The sequence below is a fragment of the Streptomyces globisporus genome (assembly GCF_003501885.1).
Lineage (GTDB): Bacteria > Actinomycetota > Actinomycetes > Streptomycetales > Streptomycetaceae > Streptomyces > Streptomyces globisporus_D.
The window spans coordinates 16,415-33,667 of record NZ_QWFA01000038.1; the positions used below are offsets into that span (position 1 = coordinate 16,415).

Annotated in this window: 14 protein-coding genes; 1 reads left to right on the top strand and 13 read right to left on the bottom strand. The window is 68.2% G+C overall.

Annotated elements, in window-relative coordinates; all coding sequences use genetic code 11:
- Window positions 1-133: 133 nt before the first annotated feature.
- Entirely contained in the window at window positions 134-2,953 is a 2,820-nt protein-coding gene (locus tag D3105_RS09595; protein ID WP_118902117.1) for an ATP-binding protein, read from the bottom strand.
- A gap of 486 nt (window positions 2,954-3,439) precedes the next feature.
- A complete protein-coding gene (locus tag D3105_RS09600) occupies window positions 3,440-4,000 on the bottom strand; it encodes an NAD(P)H-dependent oxidoreductase (protein WP_118902120.1) in 561 nt (186 codons plus the stop codon).
- 116 nt (window positions 4,001-4,116) lie between these two features.
- Here D3105_RS09600 and D3105_RS09605 point away from each other — a divergent pair, with 116 nt between their 5' ends.
- On the top strand, window positions 4,117-4,791 hold the full coding sequence (locus D3105_RS09605; protein ID WP_118902123.1) for a TetR/AcrR family transcriptional regulator: 675 nt from the start codon (window positions 4,117-4,119) through the stop codon (window positions 4,789-4,791).
- Between the two features lie 201 nt (window positions 4,792-4,992).
- Here D3105_RS09605 and D3105_RS09610 read toward each other — a convergent pair whose 3' ends face one another.
- From D3105_RS09610 to D3105_RS09660, 11 genes are all read right to left on the bottom strand, one after another.
- Window positions 4,993-6,042, bottom strand: coding sequence for a methyltransferase (locus D3105_RS09610; RefSeq protein WP_118902125.1), 1,050 nt, complete (start codon window positions 6,040-6,042; stop codon window positions 4,993-4,995).
- Window positions 6,043-6,505: 463 nt separating this feature from the next.
- Window positions 6,506-7,942, bottom strand: a complete 1,437-nt coding sequence (locus D3105_RS09615; protein ID WP_206272698.1) for an MFS transporter — start codon at window positions 7,940-7,942, stop codon at window positions 6,506-6,508.
- A gap of 34 nt (window positions 7,943-7,976) precedes the next feature.
- Entirely contained in the window at window positions 7,977-9,623 is a 1,647-nt protein-coding gene (locus tag D3105_RS09620; RefSeq protein WP_118902131.1) for an FAD-dependent monooxygenase, read from the bottom strand.
- Window positions 9,624-9,834: 211 nt separating this feature from the next.
- Window positions 9,835-10,518, bottom strand: a complete 684-nt coding sequence (locus D3105_RS09625; RefSeq protein ID WP_240646852.1) for a DsbA family oxidoreductase — start codon at window positions 10,516-10,518, stop codon at window positions 9,835-9,837.
- Between the two features lie 143 nt (window positions 10,519-10,661).
- Window positions 10,662-11,195, bottom strand: a complete 534-nt coding sequence (locus tag D3105_RS09630; protein WP_118902133.1) for a cupin domain-containing protein — start codon at window positions 11,193-11,195, stop codon at window positions 10,662-10,664.
- Window positions 11,196-11,227: 32 nt separating this feature from the next.
- Entirely contained in the window at window positions 11,228-11,905 is a 678-nt protein-coding gene (locus tag D3105_RS09635) for an isochorismatase family protein (RefSeq protein ID WP_118902136.1), read from the bottom strand.
- 29 nt (window positions 11,906-11,934) lie between these two features.
- The gene (locus tag D3105_RS09640; RefSeq protein WP_240646853.1) at window positions 11,935-12,717 is read right to left on the bottom strand and encodes a 2,3-dihydro-2,3-dihydroxybenzoate dehydrogenase; all 783 of its coding nucleotides are present in this window, start codon (window positions 12,715-12,717) and stop codon (window positions 11,935-11,937) included.
- Between the two features lie 60 nt (window positions 12,718-12,777).
- Window positions 12,778-13,983, bottom strand: coding sequence for an FAD-dependent monooxygenase (locus D3105_RS09645; protein WP_118902138.1), 1,206 nt, complete (start codon window positions 13,981-13,983; stop codon window positions 12,778-12,780).
- A gap of 64 nt (window positions 13,984-14,047) precedes the next feature.
- Complete coding sequence (locus tag D3105_RS09650; protein WP_118902143.1) at window positions 14,048-15,370, bottom strand: phenylacetate--CoA ligase family protein; 1,323 nt, start codon at window positions 15,368-15,370, stop codon at window positions 14,048-14,050.
- Window positions 15,367-16,128 carry an amidohydrolase family protein gene (locus tag D3105_RS09655; protein WP_118902146.1) on the bottom strand — a complete coding sequence of 254 codons (762 nt, stop codon included), beginning with the start codon at window positions 16,126-16,128 and terminating at the stop codon, window positions 15,367-15,369. Before D3105_RS09655 ends, D3105_RS09650 begins: the two co-directional genes overlap by 4 nt.
- Window positions 16,129-16,141: 13 nt before the next feature.
- On the bottom strand, window positions 16,142-17,248 hold the full coding sequence (locus D3105_RS09660) for a 3-dehydroquinate synthase II (protein WP_118902149.1): 1,107 nt from the start codon (window positions 17,246-17,248) through the stop codon (window positions 16,142-16,144).
- Between the last annotated feature and the right edge of the window lie 5 nt (window positions 17,249-17,253).

The following is a 17,253-nucleotide window of genomic DNA, read 5'->3' on the forward strand; positions in this document are numbered from 1 at the left end:
GGGGAACGAGAACAGGGCCCCTGCGGGCCCTGTTCGGCGCGTCAGATGTTCGCGCTGTCGGTTCCTGAACATCGTGGGCACGCCTGCCGGTCCGTGCGGGCAGGGCCTGTCGCCGCCCTTGGACCAGCAGTCGTCAGACCTCCGCCTTTTTGGCCGTGTCCTGCTCGATCACCCACCGGGTCAGCGCCACCCGGCTGGAGAGCCCGAGCTTGGAGAAGATGTGGCGCAGGTGACTGTCCACCGTATGCGGGGACAGGAAGAGCCTCGTCGCCACCTCGCGGTTGGTGAGGCCCTCGGCGACCAGCTGGGCCACCTTGACCTCCGACAGGGTCAGCTGGCTCCAGGCCAGGGGCACGCGCCGAGATGGCTGCGGTGCGGGCCGGGCGTTCTGCGGGCGGTCGAGTCGCTCGCAGACCCGGTCTGCGTCGATACGCATGCCGGCCGCGGTGAACAGGCCATGGGCCTCACGGATGAAGTCCACCGCCTCGTGGCGATGGCCCGAACGCTGCAGCGCCCTACCCAGATCCTCCAGTGCCTCGGCTCTCAGAGGCGTCCTTGAGCTGTCCTGGTAGGCCTCGACGGCGGCCCGCAGCATCGCAGTGTCGTCCTCCAGCAGTCCACGGGTGTGGGCGTCCGCAGCGGCCAGGGACGGGCAGCCAGGATTGCGTCGGGACAGCGCGCTGAAAGCGTCCGCGACCGCGCACGCGACGTCCCTGGCACCGGCCTTCAGCGCCAACCGCACCAGTCGGGGGGCAGCACCGGGCTCCTGCGTGAACAGGAGCACTCGGGTCGGCAGAGCCGCGATCAGGGGTTTGAGCGTCGCCACCGCCCCCTCCGGGTGGCCTTCGGCTTCCTGGAGGAGTGCGGTGGTCCACGTCAGGTCCTCGATCCGCGAGCCGATGCCTTGTTCGGCGAGCCGACGGGCGCCGTCGAGACGGGCACGTGCCAGCGCCAGGTCGCCCGAAAGCAGTGCCAGGCGGGACAGGATGGCCAGCAGCGGCACACCCATGGCCATCGTGGTGAGCCGTTCGGCGATGCGCAGGCCGGCCTCGGCCTCGACCACCGCATCGTCGAGCAGGCCGCGGGCCAGCCACAGTTCGGCACGGTGGTAATGCCACAGAGGGTGCGACCACGCTGTGCCGAACCGGTGGGCCTCGCGCTGGCCGTACTCGTACACGGCGGCGGCTTCCGTGAAACGGTCAGCCGCCGTCATGGCGGAGCCCAGCCACAGACGCGGGTGGATCTGTGCCACCGCGCCGCCGTGCTCGTCGGCGACCTGTACCGCCTCGCCGGCCAGAGTGATGGCGGTGGAGATGTCTCCGGAAGCCTGCGCGGAGATACTCTGCGCTGCGATCCCGAGGGCCACCGACGGGTTCTCCGTGGAACTACGAGCGATCTGGACTGCCTGATCCGCCGCCGACCTCGCCTCCTCCAGGGTCCCCACGTTGAGCAGGGCGTGGGCCTGGATGGCCAGCACCTGCGCACGGACCAGGGTGGCTACGTTCGGCAGTTCGAGGGCCCGCCGTGTATAGCGGACAGCCGTGTCGTCCCGGCCGGCGTGCTTGAACGCGGAGGCGACGCCGTACAGCAGCATGGCCTCCGTCTCCGGGGGCATGCCCGCTTCGAGGGTCGCCTCGCCGAGCTCCTGCGCCTCGGCCAGCCGACCGGCGGCGGCCAGCAGGACAACCGCCTCCGCGGCGAGATGCGGCCGCGCGGTGTGATGGTCACCGATGGCCTTCAACGTGCGCAGCGCCAGGTCGGCGGCCGTGCTGGGAGCGGTGCGCGCAAGTTGGCGAATGGTGGAGTGCAGCGCGTCCACGGTCTGGCTGTTCCACTGCGAACTCCCGTAAAGGAGGTGCTCGGCGATCTCACTGGCAGGCCGGTTCTCGGCGCGTAAGACGGTGACCGCCTCGCGATGGAGCACCTTGCGCACCGGACCGGGCATGGCGCTGAGCACCGACTCGCGGATCAGGTCGTGGCGGAACGAAAGCTCGGTTCCGGTCTCCATGAGCGCGTCCTGGCGCAGTGCCTCCTCGGCGGCGGCGACGAGTTCAACGGCCCGTCTGCCCCAGAGTCCCGCCGCCTCGTGCACGGTGAAGGGACGGCCGAGTACGGCTCCCGCTTCGAGCAGCCGGTGGGCATCGGGCGAGAGGCACTGCAAGTGGCGTTGGACCGCCTTGACGAAGCCGGCCGAGAGGTCGGGGGCGCCAACACGCTCGCCGCCGGAAGGAAGGTCTTCGGCCCGTTGCACCGACCGTCGGAGGTCCACCTGACGGCTCAGCAGCTCCTCGATCAGGAAGGGGTTTCCGGCGCTGCGGCGGGCCAGGCCGAGCAGGCGCCGGTCGGGTCTCGAACCGAGGAGCACCGCGCACAGCGTCTGCACCGCCTCGTCGTCGAGCGGGCCGAGCTCCATCGGCTCGACACCTTCCTGGATCAGGAGGTCCACGGCGCTGCGTCCGGGCGAACCGGTGGCTGCCGTCCTGCAGGACAGCAGCCAGAACACCGGGGACGAGGCGAGCGAGGGGACCAGCAGGCGCAGCGCCAATGCGGTCAGCTCGTCGGCCCATTGGACGTTGTCGATCACGATGAGCAGCGGACACCGGGTGACGTAGCGTTCGAGCCGTCCGCCAAGCTGGTCGATCAGCCAGAACCGGTTGACGGCCGGGTCACCGAGCTGGTCGAAGTCGTCGATCACTACCGACGAGTCGTCCCTGAACGCACCCAGGAGAGTACTCAAGGGCGCAATGTGATCAAGCGTGGTGGCCCGGCCGACAGCCGTGGCCACGCCCAGCTCGGTTGCGTAGACAGTCGCGGCGGTCAGGAGTCGGCTCTTACCGATTCCCGGTGCACCCTCGACAACCAAACACCCCCCGGTGCCGGCCGCCACCTTGTCAAGCCCTGTGCGGATGCGTGCCATCTCCGCATCTCTGCCGACCATACGTGTCTGTGCCATTCGCGTGTCATCCCCCAACTTCACGCACCGCGCTGCCCAGTACCTCGCGGCGTGTTACTCAACTCACACCTCGACTGCACGCGTGTAAACGTACTGTTCGAGCGGCTCAACAGCGACCGCTCCCAGGAGGTGTGACCTACGCAATAGCGAGGATGATTGAATCGTGAATCGATCTCGACTCGCGATGGCACGGAGGCGACAACGAAGGCGCCGCCATGGTGAGGTTCAGGGGCGCATCCTGACGCTCAGTTCCTGCTGCGGTTCCATGAAAAACACGCATGTCGGCTTTTGGCTGCGCCGTACACAGCCGGAGCCACCGGGTAGTGGGAATTCACTGCCAAGATTCCCCGCGAGCACTCCCATTGCCGCGAGTATCGACTTCCGGCCCACACCGCGCCGGGCCGTCCGGGGCGGCGCCGTCCGGCGCCCCCGCCGCTCCAGCGAGGAGACCGTGCGGGACGATCCTGGATCGGCAGGGGCGCTCCTTCAGGCGGCGGCCGGTGCGGCGGCCCGGGACAGCTGCTCGATGACCTTGGTCAGACCCTCGACGACCTCTGCGTCGTCGGCCGGGTGCGTGGTGGCGAAGCGATTCACGGAGCCGGGGATGGACAGCTTGGCGTCCTCGACGACGCGGGCACCGGCGATGCCGGCCGCCTTGCGGGTCTCGTCCTGGGCCCACAGGCCACCGTGCTGACTGAACGCGGTCCCGACGACGGCAACCGGCTTGCCGGTCAGCGCCCCACTGCCGTACGGGCGGGACAGCCAGTCGATGGCGTTCTTCAGGGCCGCGGGGATCGTGCCGTTGTACTCCGGAGAGAAGAGCAGCAGCGCGTCGGCCTGGGCCACGGCGGCGCGCAGAGCGGCCGCCGCCTCGTGCACGCCGCCCTCGACGTCGATGTCCTCGTTGTAGAAGGGGATATCGCTCAGCCCTTCGTGGATGACCACCTCGACGCCCTGAGGGGCGTGCTTCACAGAGGCCTCGGCCAACTGCCGGTTGTGGGAACCCGAACGAAGGCTGCCGACCAGGGCGAGGATACGGATGGACATGCAGACTCCCAAGTGTGTGATCAGTACGCCCGAAGATAAATGGACCGTGGTCCACTTAGAGGTCCAGAGTAACGGACCACGGTCCGCTTGTCTGCCCTCGGCGTATTCTTGTACTCATGACCGAGCCGCGAACGCCCTCGTCCACGCCGGCGCGAACCACCCCCGTCGGACCGGCCGACCTTGCCCTCCCCTCGGCCGGCGGGACGACCCGGTTGCGTGCCGACGCCGCGCGCAACCGCAGCCGACTGCTCGAGGTGGCCGACCGCCTCGCCGCCGCGCATGGCATCGAGAACGTGACCATGGACGACATCGCCAGCGGCGCCGGCGTCGGCAAGGGCACTGTCTTCCGCCGGTTCGGCGACCGTGTGGGGCTGATGGCGGAGCTGCTCAGCCATCACGAGGAGCGGCTCCAGGAGGGCTTCCTCTCCGGACCGCCGCCGCTCGGCCCGGGTGCGCGGCCCGATGAGCGGATGCGGGCCTTCGGCCTGGCCGTCATCCGCCATGAGCACGCGCACCGGGACCTGTACCTGGCTGCACACCGGGACCTGGACCGTCGGCGAACGGGTCCGTCGTACCAGCTTCGGCTGGCGCACCTGTGCATGCTGCTGCGGGAGGTACGACCGGACAGCGACACCGAGCTCGTCGCGCACACGCTGCTCGGATATCTCGAAACGGTGCTCGTCGACCACCTCCTGACCCGCCGCGGGATGAGCCCCGAACGGGTCGAGGCCGGGTGGTGTGACCTGGTGGACCGGTATTCGGGGAGATGTACCGGCCGATGTATCGACTGACCTGCGCCTTGATCCTGTCGGGTGCGGGTCCCGGATCGCACCCCGCCGGGGCCCGGCCCAGCTCAATGCGCCGGCCCCACGCGCACGAACGTGTCGGGGCCGGCTGCCACCCACTTCCCCGGGACGAGCACCGGAGGTGCGCGACCGGCACCGGGCACCTGCCCGCACGGCGTCACGGGGAAGCGGGCATCGGTTCCTGCTTCAGCGCTTGACGCCGGTGATGACGGCGTCGCCGATGCCGACGGAGAGACGACCGGTCGCCTCGAATCCGACCTCGGAGGCCCACTCCTCGTACTCACGCATGGTGTAGACCATGCCCTCACCGGACGCGATGGTGAGAAAGTACGCGGACAGCGCGGCCGCCACGTCCGGGCCGGTCTCGTCGTCGTAGGCCTCGGGCGTGGCGACGAAAAGGCTGGCGCCGGGCTCGACGGCGCGGGCCGCCTTGGCGATCAGCTCGCGGTTGCGCTCGATGGACCAGATCTCCAGGAAGTGACCGAAGAGGACGGCGTCGCAGCCCTTCGGGAACTCGTCCTTGAAGACGTCGAGGCCGACTGCGCGGACCCGGTCGCTCAGACCGAGCGAGGCGATCTTCTCGTTCGCCCGCTCCGCGACGGTGGGGAGGTCGGCGATGGTGATCTGCAGGTGCGGCCAGCGGCGTGCGAGGTGTGTCGCGTTGACCGCGGTGCCGCCGCCGATGTCAAGGAGGTGGGTGACCTTGGAAAGGTCCAGTCGGTCGACCAGCTCCTCGGCCATGACCCGGCTCACGGAGCCCATCATGTTGTGGAAGACGGTCTCCTTGGCAGGATCCTCGGCGAGCCGACCGTACAGTGTCGGCGAGTCGCCCGGGATCTCGCGCTGCAGACCGACGTTGCTGTACTCCTTCAGCGACTCGTAGAACCAGAACATCGGCCGGTAGTTGATCTGCTGCTCCCACGGCACGAACGCCGCCGGGATGTCGTCCAGCTTGCCGGCGAGCGGCTCGGAGACCGGTGTGTTGAAGTAACGGTCCTCCTCCTTGCGCAGCAGGCCGGCGCTGGTGCATCCGAGGAGCAGGATGCGGGCCGGCTGCTCCTGGATCCCCAGGCGCTCGGCCACCTCCTTACGGGTGATGCCCGGCTCGCGGCCCAGCAGCTCGAACAGTCCGAACTGGCAGGCGGCGCTCAGGTACTGGAACCGGTAGTGCCCGTAGAAGAGCTCGCGCAGGGGCTCGATGGAATTCGTCGAGGTGTCGATCTGTGTGTCCGACATTCTTTTTTCGCTCCCAGGTTCAGTGCGTTGTGAATATCCGGTCGTACTCCAGACGCGGCCGACAGTCGAACCACGAATCCCAGCACCGGGCTTGGCGATAGCGGCCCTGAAAAGCGCTGCGGATTCAAGGGAACCGTGATCAGTGCATCCAACCGGCCACTCGGCGGAGACGTGGATACAGGCTGGCTCACGGGGATACGCGGAGCATCACGTATTCATGCGATCTTAGGTACGTCGCATAACGCCCTTTCGTGACACGGCTCCAGACACGCAGGGACGACCGAATGCGCCTCGACCCAGGACACCCGGGCAGCAGAAGACCCCCTGCGGGAAAACACGCTCCCGCAGGGGTCTTTCGGCTTGCTCGTCGCAGAGCGCGGCAAAAGGCCCGCGCTCCTGTCCGCGGCATGATGTGAACAGCGGACAGGAGCGAACAGAGCCTGGTGTGCCGGAGCTCCAGCGGTCAGGCGCGCTCCTTCCGGGGCACGAGCAGGCTGAGGAGACCAATGGCGACGGCGAGGCCCGCCGCCATGAGGAAGACCACCTCGTAACCGGCGGCGAGGGCGTCCACCTCGGAGGTCCCCTCGTCGGCCCGATCGGTCGTGGCGCCCGCGGCGGTCGCGAGCACAGCCAGGAAGAAGGCGCCGCCCACCTGGTTGCCGGTGCCCGCCAGGCCACCGACGATCCCGGCGTCACCCTCGGGAGCGTCAGCGGTGGACGCAGCCATGAAGGTGGGGAAGGTCAGACCGATACCCGCCGAGATGAGCAGCGTGGGCCCGAGCACACTGGCCGCGTACCCGCTGCCGGCAGAGGCCAGGGAAAGCCAGCCGAAGCCCGCCACGAAGCAGGCACTGCCGGCCAGTACCAGCGGACGCACACCGAAGCGGGGCAGCCAGGCGGACGCATAGCGCGCGACGAGCATGAAGCCCACCGCGGCGGGAGTCTGCCCGAGCCCGGCCTCCAGCGCGCTGAATCCAAGGACGTTCTGCAGGAAGAGCGAGGTGAAGTACCACATTCCGATGGCGATTCCACCGAACAGGAACAGCATGGCGTTACCTACCGCGATGCCACGGATCTTGAAGAGCCGCAGAGGCACCATCGGGTTGGCTGTGCGCGACTCCACCCCGAGGAAGACAACGAGCAGCAGCACGCCCGCCAGTGCGGGGCCGACGACGAGGCCGGACGTCCAGCCGTAGTCGGCGATGTGCATGACGCCGAACACCAGGGCTGCCAGGCCGACCGTTCCTGTGAGAGCGCCGACGATGTCGAGCGACTCCCGCTCGCCGTTGCGTGCGGCCGCGGTCAGCGACATCACCGCCACGGTGATCAGCAGCGCGCCGATCGGCACGTTGATCAGGAAGACCCACCGCCACGAAAGGCTGGTCGTCAGAGCCCCGCCCACGAGAGCGCCGGCCAGGCCGCCGATCCCGCCGGAGGAGGCCCACGCCCCGAACGCCTTGGCGCGTGCGCCGGGTTCGGTGAAGACGGTGTTGATGACAGCGAGCGTCGCCGGAGCCATCATGGCGGCCCCGATGCCCTGCGCGACGCGCGCCCCCACCAGGACCTCCGGAGTGGTTGCCAGTCCACCGACGAGACTGGAAACGGAGAACACCACGAGTCCGCAGTTCAACAGTCGACGTGGACCGAAGAGATCGGCCGCGCGCCCGCCGAGCAGCATGAATCCGGCAAAGGTGAGCAGATAGCCGTTCACGACCCAAGCCAGGCCGGTGTTGGAGAATCCGAGGTCATCGCGGACCGCGGGCAAGGCGACGTTGACGATGGCCGAGTCAAGGATCACCATGAACTGGCAGGCGCATACCAGCGCCAGGACCAGCCACGCCCGCCTGTTCCCGCCCACGTCGCCAGGGGTCGTACTGTTCTTCAATTGTTCGGTCGCCACTGACGCCTCCATAAAAGCGAATATCTGATACCCGTCACGAGCGTGCTGTCGACAGCGTATTGTCGCTCGCTGCGCCTCTGACCCGATCAACGACCTCGAAAGGGTCGGCGGGGGAAAAGTCCCCGCGCCAGGCAATATGCTGGTCCGGGCGTACCAGCGCCAGGTCGCAATCCCACAATTCACGCACCCGGGCTTCTTCGACCACGATATGCCTGACCGGCAGACCTCGTTCTGCTGCGGCGGCCAACAAGGGGCCGGCCCTCCCGTCACCCACCATGTCCAGGAGGGTGAACTCGCGCCCGAACAGGTCGAACAGCTGGTCCCCGTTCTCCAGGATCAGACTCGGCGGACGGCTGCCCGGCCAGGTACTGGGGATGTACCGCAGCAGGTCGGATGGCGGCTCCGCGGCCCCATCGGGGCAGACAATGGGGGATCCGGCGTACCGGTAGTCCAGATAGATCCCCTCGTAGGTGTTCTCGCCCGGCTGGGCGGAGAGGAACCGGCCCTGCTCCTGCGCCGTCCCGCCCTCGCGGCCGATGCGCATGAACTGGAAGTGCACGTCCAGGTGCTGGCGGGACATGGCCATGTTGCGCAGACCGACCGGCCGCCGCTCCGCTTCGTAACTGTCGAGCAGGTGCGGCCCGCCGTACCCGTTGACCACCGCTGCCAGCTTCCACCCCAGGTCGACGGCGTCACCGGCTCCGGTGTTCATTCCGTGGCTGCCGGAAGGGAACATCTGATGCGCGGCGTCGCCGGCCAGGAGCACCCGGCCGGCCCGGTACCGGTCGGCAATCAGGTAGCGAGGTGTCCACCGTGAGGTGACGCGCACCTCGTCGATGTCGACGTCGACGTTGAGCTGGGCACGTATCCACGCCGCGGGATCGGCCGGCGGCGTGGAGAAGTCTTCCTGCCGCAGGGAGTGGAAAGCCCACGTTCCGGCTTCGTCGAGCGAGATCAGTACGTAACGGTTGGTGAAGTAGTGCCAAAAATATCCGTGCCGGAACAGGCTCTTGGTGTCCGAGCTGCGGAAAGTCACCGAGAAGGCCTCCGGCAGTTCACGGACACCGCCTCCTTCGCCGTCCGCGATACCGCCGTCGCTCAACGGAATCCCGACGGCTCGGCGAATCTGGCTGCCTGCGCCGTCGCAGGCAGCCAGGTACTCGGACCGCACTGCCCGGGGGGAGTCGGTCGCCAGGTCGTGGAACCTGGTGGTGACCCGGTCGCCCTGCTGTTCGAGTGACTCGAACCGCCAGCGCAGCCGAACGTCGATCAGAGGGTGACGCCGACAGTGTTCGAGGAGGACCGGCTCCAGATCGGCTTGCGATATTCGCTGGTATGGCTGACTGGGCTGTCCACCGTCCCCGTCTTCTCTGATCTGCTTCCATTTCTGCTCGACGGAGGGCTGCTCCCAGACCGCGAGCTGTTCGCCGTCGAGGCCGGTGGACCAGAGGACGTCGAAAGGGTACTCGGCGGGTACGCCGGCCCGTCGGATGTCGTCGGCGGTCCCCAGTCTTGCGTGATGCTCCATGGTTCTGGGGTTGGTGAATTCCATCTTCGGATGCACGGCGGGCCCGGAATTCTGTTCGGCGAGCAGGCATGCCACACCATGGTGGGCCAATTCCAGCGCCGTCATCATCCCGACCGGGCCGGCACCGACCACAACTACGGGGACGTTGTTCATACTCTCCAAACCTCCGCTAGCGAGGAGACGTACGCAGCCTCCCCGCCCTGACGTGCCGTCGCATCACGCGTTCGCGGGATCTTGATCGCACTCGGGAACCTGGGAGGGGGCTACGTTTTGGCCGGAAGGCCGAAAGCAGCTGGCGGATCCGCATGACGATCAGCATCCGGCCGGGTCGCTGCCGGAGAGCACACGCCCGCCATGGCCTGCCTCAGGCCTTGGCGTCCACCAGTGCGGCAACCCAGTCACGGCTGTAGCCCTCCAGCACCGGGAACCCTCCGTCCAGGGGGGTGACGTCCTTCGACCAGCGGTACTCGACGCCCGGGTTGTGCAGCGGCTCCGCATCCGCGCCGAACAGGGTCGCGCTGCCCTGGACGGAGATTCGTCGGGCCTCGGCCCAGTCGCGGTAGACCTCGGCCCGGCCCTTGCCCTGCGCGATCGCGTCGGCCAGCCGGTCACTGTCGACGAGCGGGCACTGGCCGGCCACGTCGAGGATCACCGACGGGAGGCTCACACACCGGCTGTCCACGAGGAACGCACGCCGCAGCGCGGTGTCGAGCTGGTCACTGGCGGCCAGTCCCCCCACCACGGGGTCCTTCGCGGCCTGCACCGCCTCCATCGCCGGGAGCATGGTGACCGGGTACGTGTGCGCGGGCGCGTTCCACAACCGCCATCCGAGGTCCGGCAGTTGTCCGGCGATGGCCACGATCTCGCTCTCCACGATGTGCTTCGGAGTGGCCATCTTGTTGAAGAGTTCCAGCGGGAACACCCGGTGATCAACGACCACCTCGGCGTCGAGCCGCTGTGCCTCGGCGTGCAGTGTGTCCAGTGCGAGCGTCGCCCACGGACAGCTCAGATCGGACCACATGGTGATGGTGATGGGTTGATCGGGCACGGATCACGCCTCCTGTGGTGGGGATACTCCACGGAGCATCCGCCATCCGAGGTCGTCGGGGCATCGCGCGACCACGTGATTTCGGAAAGCCGGCACGGCTGCCAGGAGGCGGTCCCCCGGCAGCCGTGTCATGGCCAGGTGCTTCACATGTCCGAGGGCGCCCGGACCGCCGGCGTGAGCTGGTTGGTGTGGTGCCGCCGCCGGATATCCTCCACCGCGCGACGCAGCTCCTCCTCGTCAGAGGGCGGCGATGCCAACAGGTCCGCTATCTCCTGTTGGTAGTTCTCATGACCCGCCGGCGTTCCCACCAGCAGGAACCGCATGGGCACGTCCCCCGGGTTCCTGAAGCCGTGCGGGCAGCCCTTCGGCACGTACAGCACCGTTCCGGGGGTGGCTCGGGTGACTTTCTGGCCGGTCTTGGACTCCCAAGTCGTCCATGAGCCGGGCGCGGATGTCAGCACCTTCGGCTCGAAGGCGAAAAACTCCACTTCGCCCTCGAGGACATAGAAGATCTCCTCATGGGTGGAGTGGCTGTGTGCCCCGACGTCGAAACCGGGCGCGAATTCACATTCCACTGCCAGCAGGTTCGGCGTGTGGACCTGGCCCACCTTCAAGTTGACCTGGTGGCCGATGGGCCTGCCCTCGCCCGGTGCCAGGGCGAATCCGTCGAAGCTCATGTCTGCATACCTTTCGTTTCACTCGTCACGTGTCACCGCAGCAGCGCGGATTCTCCGACCTCACGGCCGCTGCCCGCTCGCAGCGTCTGCACTGCGTGATGGGTGGTCAGCACTGCCGCACAGCGGTCCGCCGCATGCTCCAGCGCCTGTCGGTGCTCGGCCGGCCCGAAGTCGCCCAACGCGTCTGCGATCAGGAAGGGCTGGATGTCGTTGGCGAAGGCGTCGTACGCGGAGGCCAGGCACCCGATGTGGGCGTAGACGCCCGCCACGAGAAGCTGATCCCTCCCCCGGCGCTCCATCAGGTCGAGGAGGCCCGTGCGGTGAAAGGCGCTGTACCGCCACTTCGTCAGCACGACGTCGTCACCGGTGGGCGCGATCTCCGGGACCAGTTCGCGGTCCTTCGGCGCGCTGCTCATGCCCTGCCCCCAGAAGTCGTAGAGCAGTCCACGCTGCGCGCGGTCCATGTCGCCCGGCTGGGCGGTGTAGACAACGGGCATTCCCGTGGCGCGCGCCGTGTCGAGCAACGCACGGACGTTGCTGAGCAGCGGACCGGCGGGCTCGCCCGTGCGGTCGAAGGGCGCCAGGAAGTAGCGCTGCATGTCGTGTACCAGCAACGCAGCCCGGTCGGCCGACGGCTGCCAGGAGACGCGGTTCTGCGGCAGCTCGCCTTCCGTGGGCAGCGGATAGGGAGGGATCGGCGGGATCGCCATCTCAATTCTCCTTCGCAGAGCGGCTTCGGTCAGCCGAGAGCTGCTCCGCCGTCGACGTAGAGGTCCTGCAGGGTGATGTGGGACGCCTGGTCGGAGAGCAGAAAGAGGACGGCTTGGGCAACCTGCTCGGGTGTTCCGACACGGCCGAGCGGAATCCCGACGCGGAAGGCATCAAGGGAACCGCGCACCGTGGCCTCGGTCGCCCCTTCGCCGGCCGCGTCCCACATGTCCCGCAGCATCGGGGTGTCCGTGGAGCCAGGAGAGACCACGTTGCAGCGCACGCCCTGCGTGGCCAGTTCGAGGCCCAGGGACTTGGTGAGCATGGAGGATGCCGCCTTGGATGCGGCGTAGGCACCCATACCCGTGCGCGGCACGCCGCCTGCGTTGGAGGCGACGGTCACGACGGCCCCGTGGCCACGGCGGGCCATCCGGCCGGCGACCGAGCGGCTGACCGTGAAGACTCCGCGTACGTTGACCGCGAAGATCTCGTCCCATTCCTCATCGGTGAACTCCATCAGAGCGCCGGTGCGCAGCATGCCTGCCACGTTGACCAGGAGGTCCACCGGCCCGAGTGTGTGCTCGACCTGGACGGTCGCCGCCTCAACCGCGGCGCTGTCCCGGACATCCACGCACACGGCGGTGGCCTTCACTCCGGCGGCGTCGAGTTCCGAGGCGACTTCGGTGACCGTCACCGGGTCCGTGTCCCAGAGCGCCACCTGAGCACCGTGGCGCCCGAGCAGTCGGGCGACGGCCGCCCCGATACCTCGGCCCGCGCCCGTCACCACCACGACACGGCCGGTGATCCCTGGCATCTCGATTGTTTCCGCAGTACGCATCACCAGTTCTGCCTTCCCGTTCGGAGGTGTTGCTCGTTACCGCACCGGTGCGACGACGTTGCTGGTGGCCTCGGCCGCCGCGTCGTGGCCGAACAGCCAGGCCCTCTGTCGCAGACCGAAGTCCGTGTCGAGGGCGGCATCCCGTTCACGCTGCCCGTCACCGTCGTCGACATGATGGTTGCGTTCGTTCTCCCGGATGAACCGGTGCACCTGCTCGGTCCTCGGACGGCGCAGCGCCTCGTACCGGCGCAAGGCGTCCGGGACCGTACTGGCGGTGGCGTTCTGGAGACAGATCGCCAGGGTCAGCGCGTCCTCCAGCCCCAGCGAGGCGCCCTGGGCCCCGAAGGGCAGCATCGGATGTGCCGCGTCACCGATCAACGTCACCCGCTCGTTGCTCCAGCGGTCCACCGGATCGCGGTCGTACAGCGCCCAGCGGGTGACGCTCGGCGCCGCGGACAGCAACGACAACAGTTCCGGCGCCCAGCCGGCGTAGGCGTCGAGGAGCTCCCCCTTCGAGCCCTCGGCAGACCATGACTCCCGGCGCCAGTCGCCGGCCTCTGCTGTGGCGGCGACACTGACCGAGGCACCTCCCGAGATGGGGTAGGCCACACAGTGCTGGCCGGGCCCCATCCAGATGGAGACATGCGGTCGCTCGTTCGCTGTCGGCCATGCCTCCGCCGGCACGACGGCACGGTAGATGGACTGCCCGGAGAACCGCGGCTCATCACCGATCATCAGCTGACGGACCGCCGAGCGGATGCCGTCAGCGCCGATGACCACGTCCGCCCGGGTCTCGAAACCGTCCGCGCACCGAATCGCCACCTCGTCCTCGACCTGGGTGATCTCGACGCACTCCAAACCCAAGTGCAGTACGGATTCCGGTAGTTGCTCCACCAGTGCGCTGTGCAGGTCGGCCCGGTGGAGGGCGAGGTACGGCGCCCCGTACATCTGCTCGCATGCCTGGCCGAGGGGGGTGCGGGCCAGAGTCCTGCCGTCAGCCCAGTTGCGTACGTCGATGGAGTCCGGGCGCACTCCTCTGCGCTCCAGGCAGCGGCCGATGCCGAGGTCCTGGAGCAGCCGCGACCCGTTGGGCGATATCTGGATTCCCGCACCGATCTCCCGGAGATTCCGGGTCTTCTCGAAGACATTGCAGGCCAGGCCGCGCTGGGACAGCGCGGCGGCAAGGGCCACTCCGGCGATGCCGGCACCAACGATGGCGACCCTTGGAGGTACCTCCGCCACTGCTGTGCTCCTTTCACGCTCCCGGCAGAAGGAACGGCCGGGACGGTTGGGGTTTACGGGTTGCTCAGTAGTAGAGGAGCGCCTTGCTCCAGTCCTCGTCCGGACCGAACAGGCTGCGCGGCTTCACGACGTCGTGGACGCCGGTGAGTGCCTCCGTGGGCACGAGAGTGCCCACGGGAACGCCGTCGACCCGCGCCGGAATGTCCCCGCAAGCCGCCTTGACCGCTGCCGTGAGCGCGGCGCACGCGGCTTCCCGGTGCGGAGCCGCCACCTCGATCTCGATCTCCAGCAGATCGGCCCGGGCCCGGGCCCGCCAGAACATCACGCCGTGTTCGAGGGGCAGCCCGAAGACCAGTTCCTCCAGTCGGGCCTGGGTGATGGTTGCGGGACCGACCCGGTGACCGAAGGCGGAACGTCCGAGCACACGCACCGTGGGCAGTCGCCAGCCGCACGGGCACGGATCGAGTGAGACCTCAACGTTGTCCTCCAGGTTGTACCGCAGCAGCGGCATCGCCTGGCGGTACAGCGGGGTGACCACCAACTGTCCGGCACCGGAGGCCGACAGGGCGCCGGTCCGCGGGTCGAGCACCTCGAAGACGGCGCGGTCGGCCCACAGATGCAGATGGCCTTCGGGGCACTCGCCGGCCAGGCTGCCGGTCTCGGTGGACCCGTACTCCTCGACCACCGGTACGCCCCAGATCTCGCTGATCCGGGCCCGGCGTGCTGGACTGAGCGGTTCCCCACCGACGAACAGCGCACGGAGCGAGGAGAAGTCGCGGTTCGGTACCAGCCCCGCCGCACGCGCGGCCGCCGCCCACAGCAGGGTCTCCGTCGGCATCGACCAGGTCAGACTCACGCCGAGGTCGTGCAGCACACGCACCACCCGCGAGTAGGGCATGGCCAGCGAACGGTTGTCGCCGGGGACGACCGTGGCCCCGCGCGTCCGGGCCGCCGCATGTGCCAGATGGCCGGTGATCATCAGCGCGTACGGAGTGCGAACCAGAAAGACGTCATCCGGCTCGATGCTCACCCACTTGCGGGCGTATCGCTCCGCCAGATCCGTCCAGTCGGCTTCGGTGTAGTACGAGGGAGTCGGGCTCCCCGCCGTCCCGCTGGACTCGTGGTAGGTGGCCAGCTCGCCCCTGGGAACGGCCAGCATGCCGAACGGGTAGGCATCCCTGAGGTCTTGCTTACTGGTCAGGCCGAGGTCCTCGAAGTCACCGCGCGAGGCGGGCGCCGCCCCGTCACCGAAGCGCTTCCGGTAGAAGGGGGACTGCCGTGCCCATACGAGCAGCTCACGGAGCTGATCGTCCTGCATTTTGCGCAGTTGTTCGTGGTCGCGCCAGTCGCCCAGTTGAGGGAGGCGCTCGGAAGGTGGGCGGCTCATGGTGACTCCAGTCGGAGAATGCGGTGGGCGTTCTGCCACAGAACCTGCTGCAGCACGGCGTGCGGAAGACCGAGTGCCTGGTACTTGGCCAGCTCCACCGCCGGGTCCTGAAGCGGGTGCTCCGCGGCGAAGAGCACTCGTTCGGCTCCGAGTCGCTCGATGGCGACGCGGACCGTGAAGCCGAAGCCTCCGGAGGTCTCGACGACGACGTTCGGAACGGGGCGCACGATGTCTATTGCGTAGGTGTCGATCAGGCCGATGCCGAGGTGGCCGAGGACGAACACCGTCTGCGGGCGCTTCGCCGCCTGTACGGCCAGGTCCGAGACCCGGCAGCCGTCCCGGTCGATGCACACGACGTAGACCGGGTGTCCGAACTCCTCGGCGAGATCCAGAAAGGCGGTGGTGCGTGGATCGTCCAGAGAAACTCCGTGCACCGCGGGGGAGAGTTCCAGGGCGGCGCACTCGGCGCCGTGCGCACCGTAGTCCGCCGTCCCCTGATGCGGGTTGCCGAACCAGAACGCCGTCAGACGGCCCGCAGAGCCACGAGCAGCGTCCAGCACGATGCCGTTGTCGGGGTCGGAGGTCACATGACCGCCCTCCACGAGCTGGCGGGCAAGCACGTCGAGATCGACCACACCACCCGCCGCGACCCCGGCGCGCTCGACCCCGCTCCTGTCCATCGCGGACAGCAGACGGTCGAGTGCCCCGGGGGCGCCGGTCAACCGGGCGTGGAAGTCGAAGACCGGTTGCCGTTCCATCGGCTGGTCGTCCCTACTTCTCTATGCAGAACTCGTCGATGGCGTAGCCGACATGACGGTCTGCGGTCGGCAGGTAGCCAAGGACCTTGTCGCCGGGCTTGAGCTCCGTGCTGTTGAGCACCGCGCCGCCGGGGCCCAGGACCCGAACGTGCCAGTCGTCCTGCAGGATCAGATTGGCGGTCCGCCCGTCGGGCGCGACCGCGTCGATGGAGATCAGCGGACGGGACTCGATCTTCACCCGCCCGACGGTCACCACACGGGTCTGGCCCTTGACGTCGACGGCCAGGACCTTGCTGCCGGCCTCGAGCTCGCTCAGATAGTTGGTGCGGTCGTTCTCACCGGAGATGGTGTACGACATGATCGCGCCGGCGTTGACGCGGAACGGCCGGGTCGGCATGTAGGGGAGCGGGTGCGTTTCGCTGACGCAGAGGATCATGCCCTTGGAATGCGAGCCGACCAGGATGCCCTCGTCCTCACGGAAGTGTGAGCAGGTGTCCACACAGGCACGCTCACCCATTCCGATGTGGGCGGTGCTCACCACCTCCAGTTCAGTGAGCTGGAGTTCGCCGGGCTGGGCCATCGCGGCGGCCTTGAGCTGAGTGGCGTCACCCACCTTGCCCGGGGCCACCATCACGCCCTCCGAGCCGTGCTCCAGAACACCGAAGATGATGGTGGCCTCCTCCACGTCCGTGGCGACCGTGATGATGTTCCCTTCGGCGCGGGCAGCGGCGGCGAGCACGATCTCCAACGGGATCTTGGTGGGGTCGCGGAAGAGCAGGACGGCCCACTTCTCCTGGCGGGAGGCCTCGCAGGCCTCCTCCAGGGTCTCGGCGTCGATGATCTCGACGAAGCGGCCGAACTCGATGGTCGGGTGAGCCTTGGCGAGCTCCGTGCGCTCGCCCTGGCGGTCGTCGGACAGGATCACGACGTCGGCCGGGCCCATTTCGGCCGGAAGCTCCTTCCCCTGCGGGAAGAAGACCTTCTTCACGGTCGGCGGCAGCCCCTTGAGGTCCGAGAGACTGTTACTGACGACGCCGTCGATCCGCTGGTGCACGGACTCCTCGATGATGGCCTTCTTGGCGCCCTTCAGCGAGCGGACGTCGATCCAGGTGAGCTTCACGGGTA

Bases quoted from the DNA above. Each gene is read 5' to 3' on its own strand.
- D3105_RS09610 (WP_118902125.1), bottom strand. From the start codon at position 6,042: ATGTCGGACACACAGATCGACACCTCGACGAATTCCATCGAGCCCCTG.
- D3105_RS09655 (WP_118902146.1), bottom strand. From the start codon at position 16,128: ATGGAACGGCAACCGGTCTTCGACTTCCACGCCCGGTTGACCGGCGCC.
- D3105_RS09635 (WP_118902136.1), bottom strand. From the start codon at position 11,905: ATGGCGATCCCGCCGATCCCTCCCTATCCGCTGCCCACGGAAGGCGAG.
- D3105_RS09650 (WP_118902143.1), bottom strand. From the start codon at position 15,370: ATGAGCCGCCCACCTTCCGAGCGCCTCCCTCAACTGGGCGACTGGCGC.
- D3105_RS09605 (WP_118902123.1), top strand. From the start codon at position 4,117: ATGACCGAGCCGCGAACGCCCTCGTCCACGCCGGCGCGAACCACCCCC.
- D3105_RS09630 (WP_118902133.1), bottom strand. From the start codon at position 11,195: ATGAGCTTCGACGGATTCGCCCTGGCACCGGGCGAGGGCAGGCCCATC.
- D3105_RS09620 (WP_118902131.1), bottom strand. From the start codon at position 9,623: ATGAACAACGTCCCCGTAGTTGTGGTCGGTGCCGGCCCGGTCGGGATG.
- D3105_RS09600 (WP_118902120.1), bottom strand. From the start codon at position 4,000: ATGTCCATCCGTATCCTCGCCCTGGTCGGCAGCCTTCGTTCGGGTTCC.
- D3105_RS09640 (WP_240646853.1), bottom strand. From the start codon at position 12,717: ATGCCAGGGATCACCGGCCGTGTCGTGGTGGTGACGGGCGCGGGCCGA.
- D3105_RS09595 (WP_118902117.1), bottom strand. From the start codon at position 2,953: ATGGCACAGACACGTATGGTCGGCAGAGATGCGGAGATGGCACGCATC.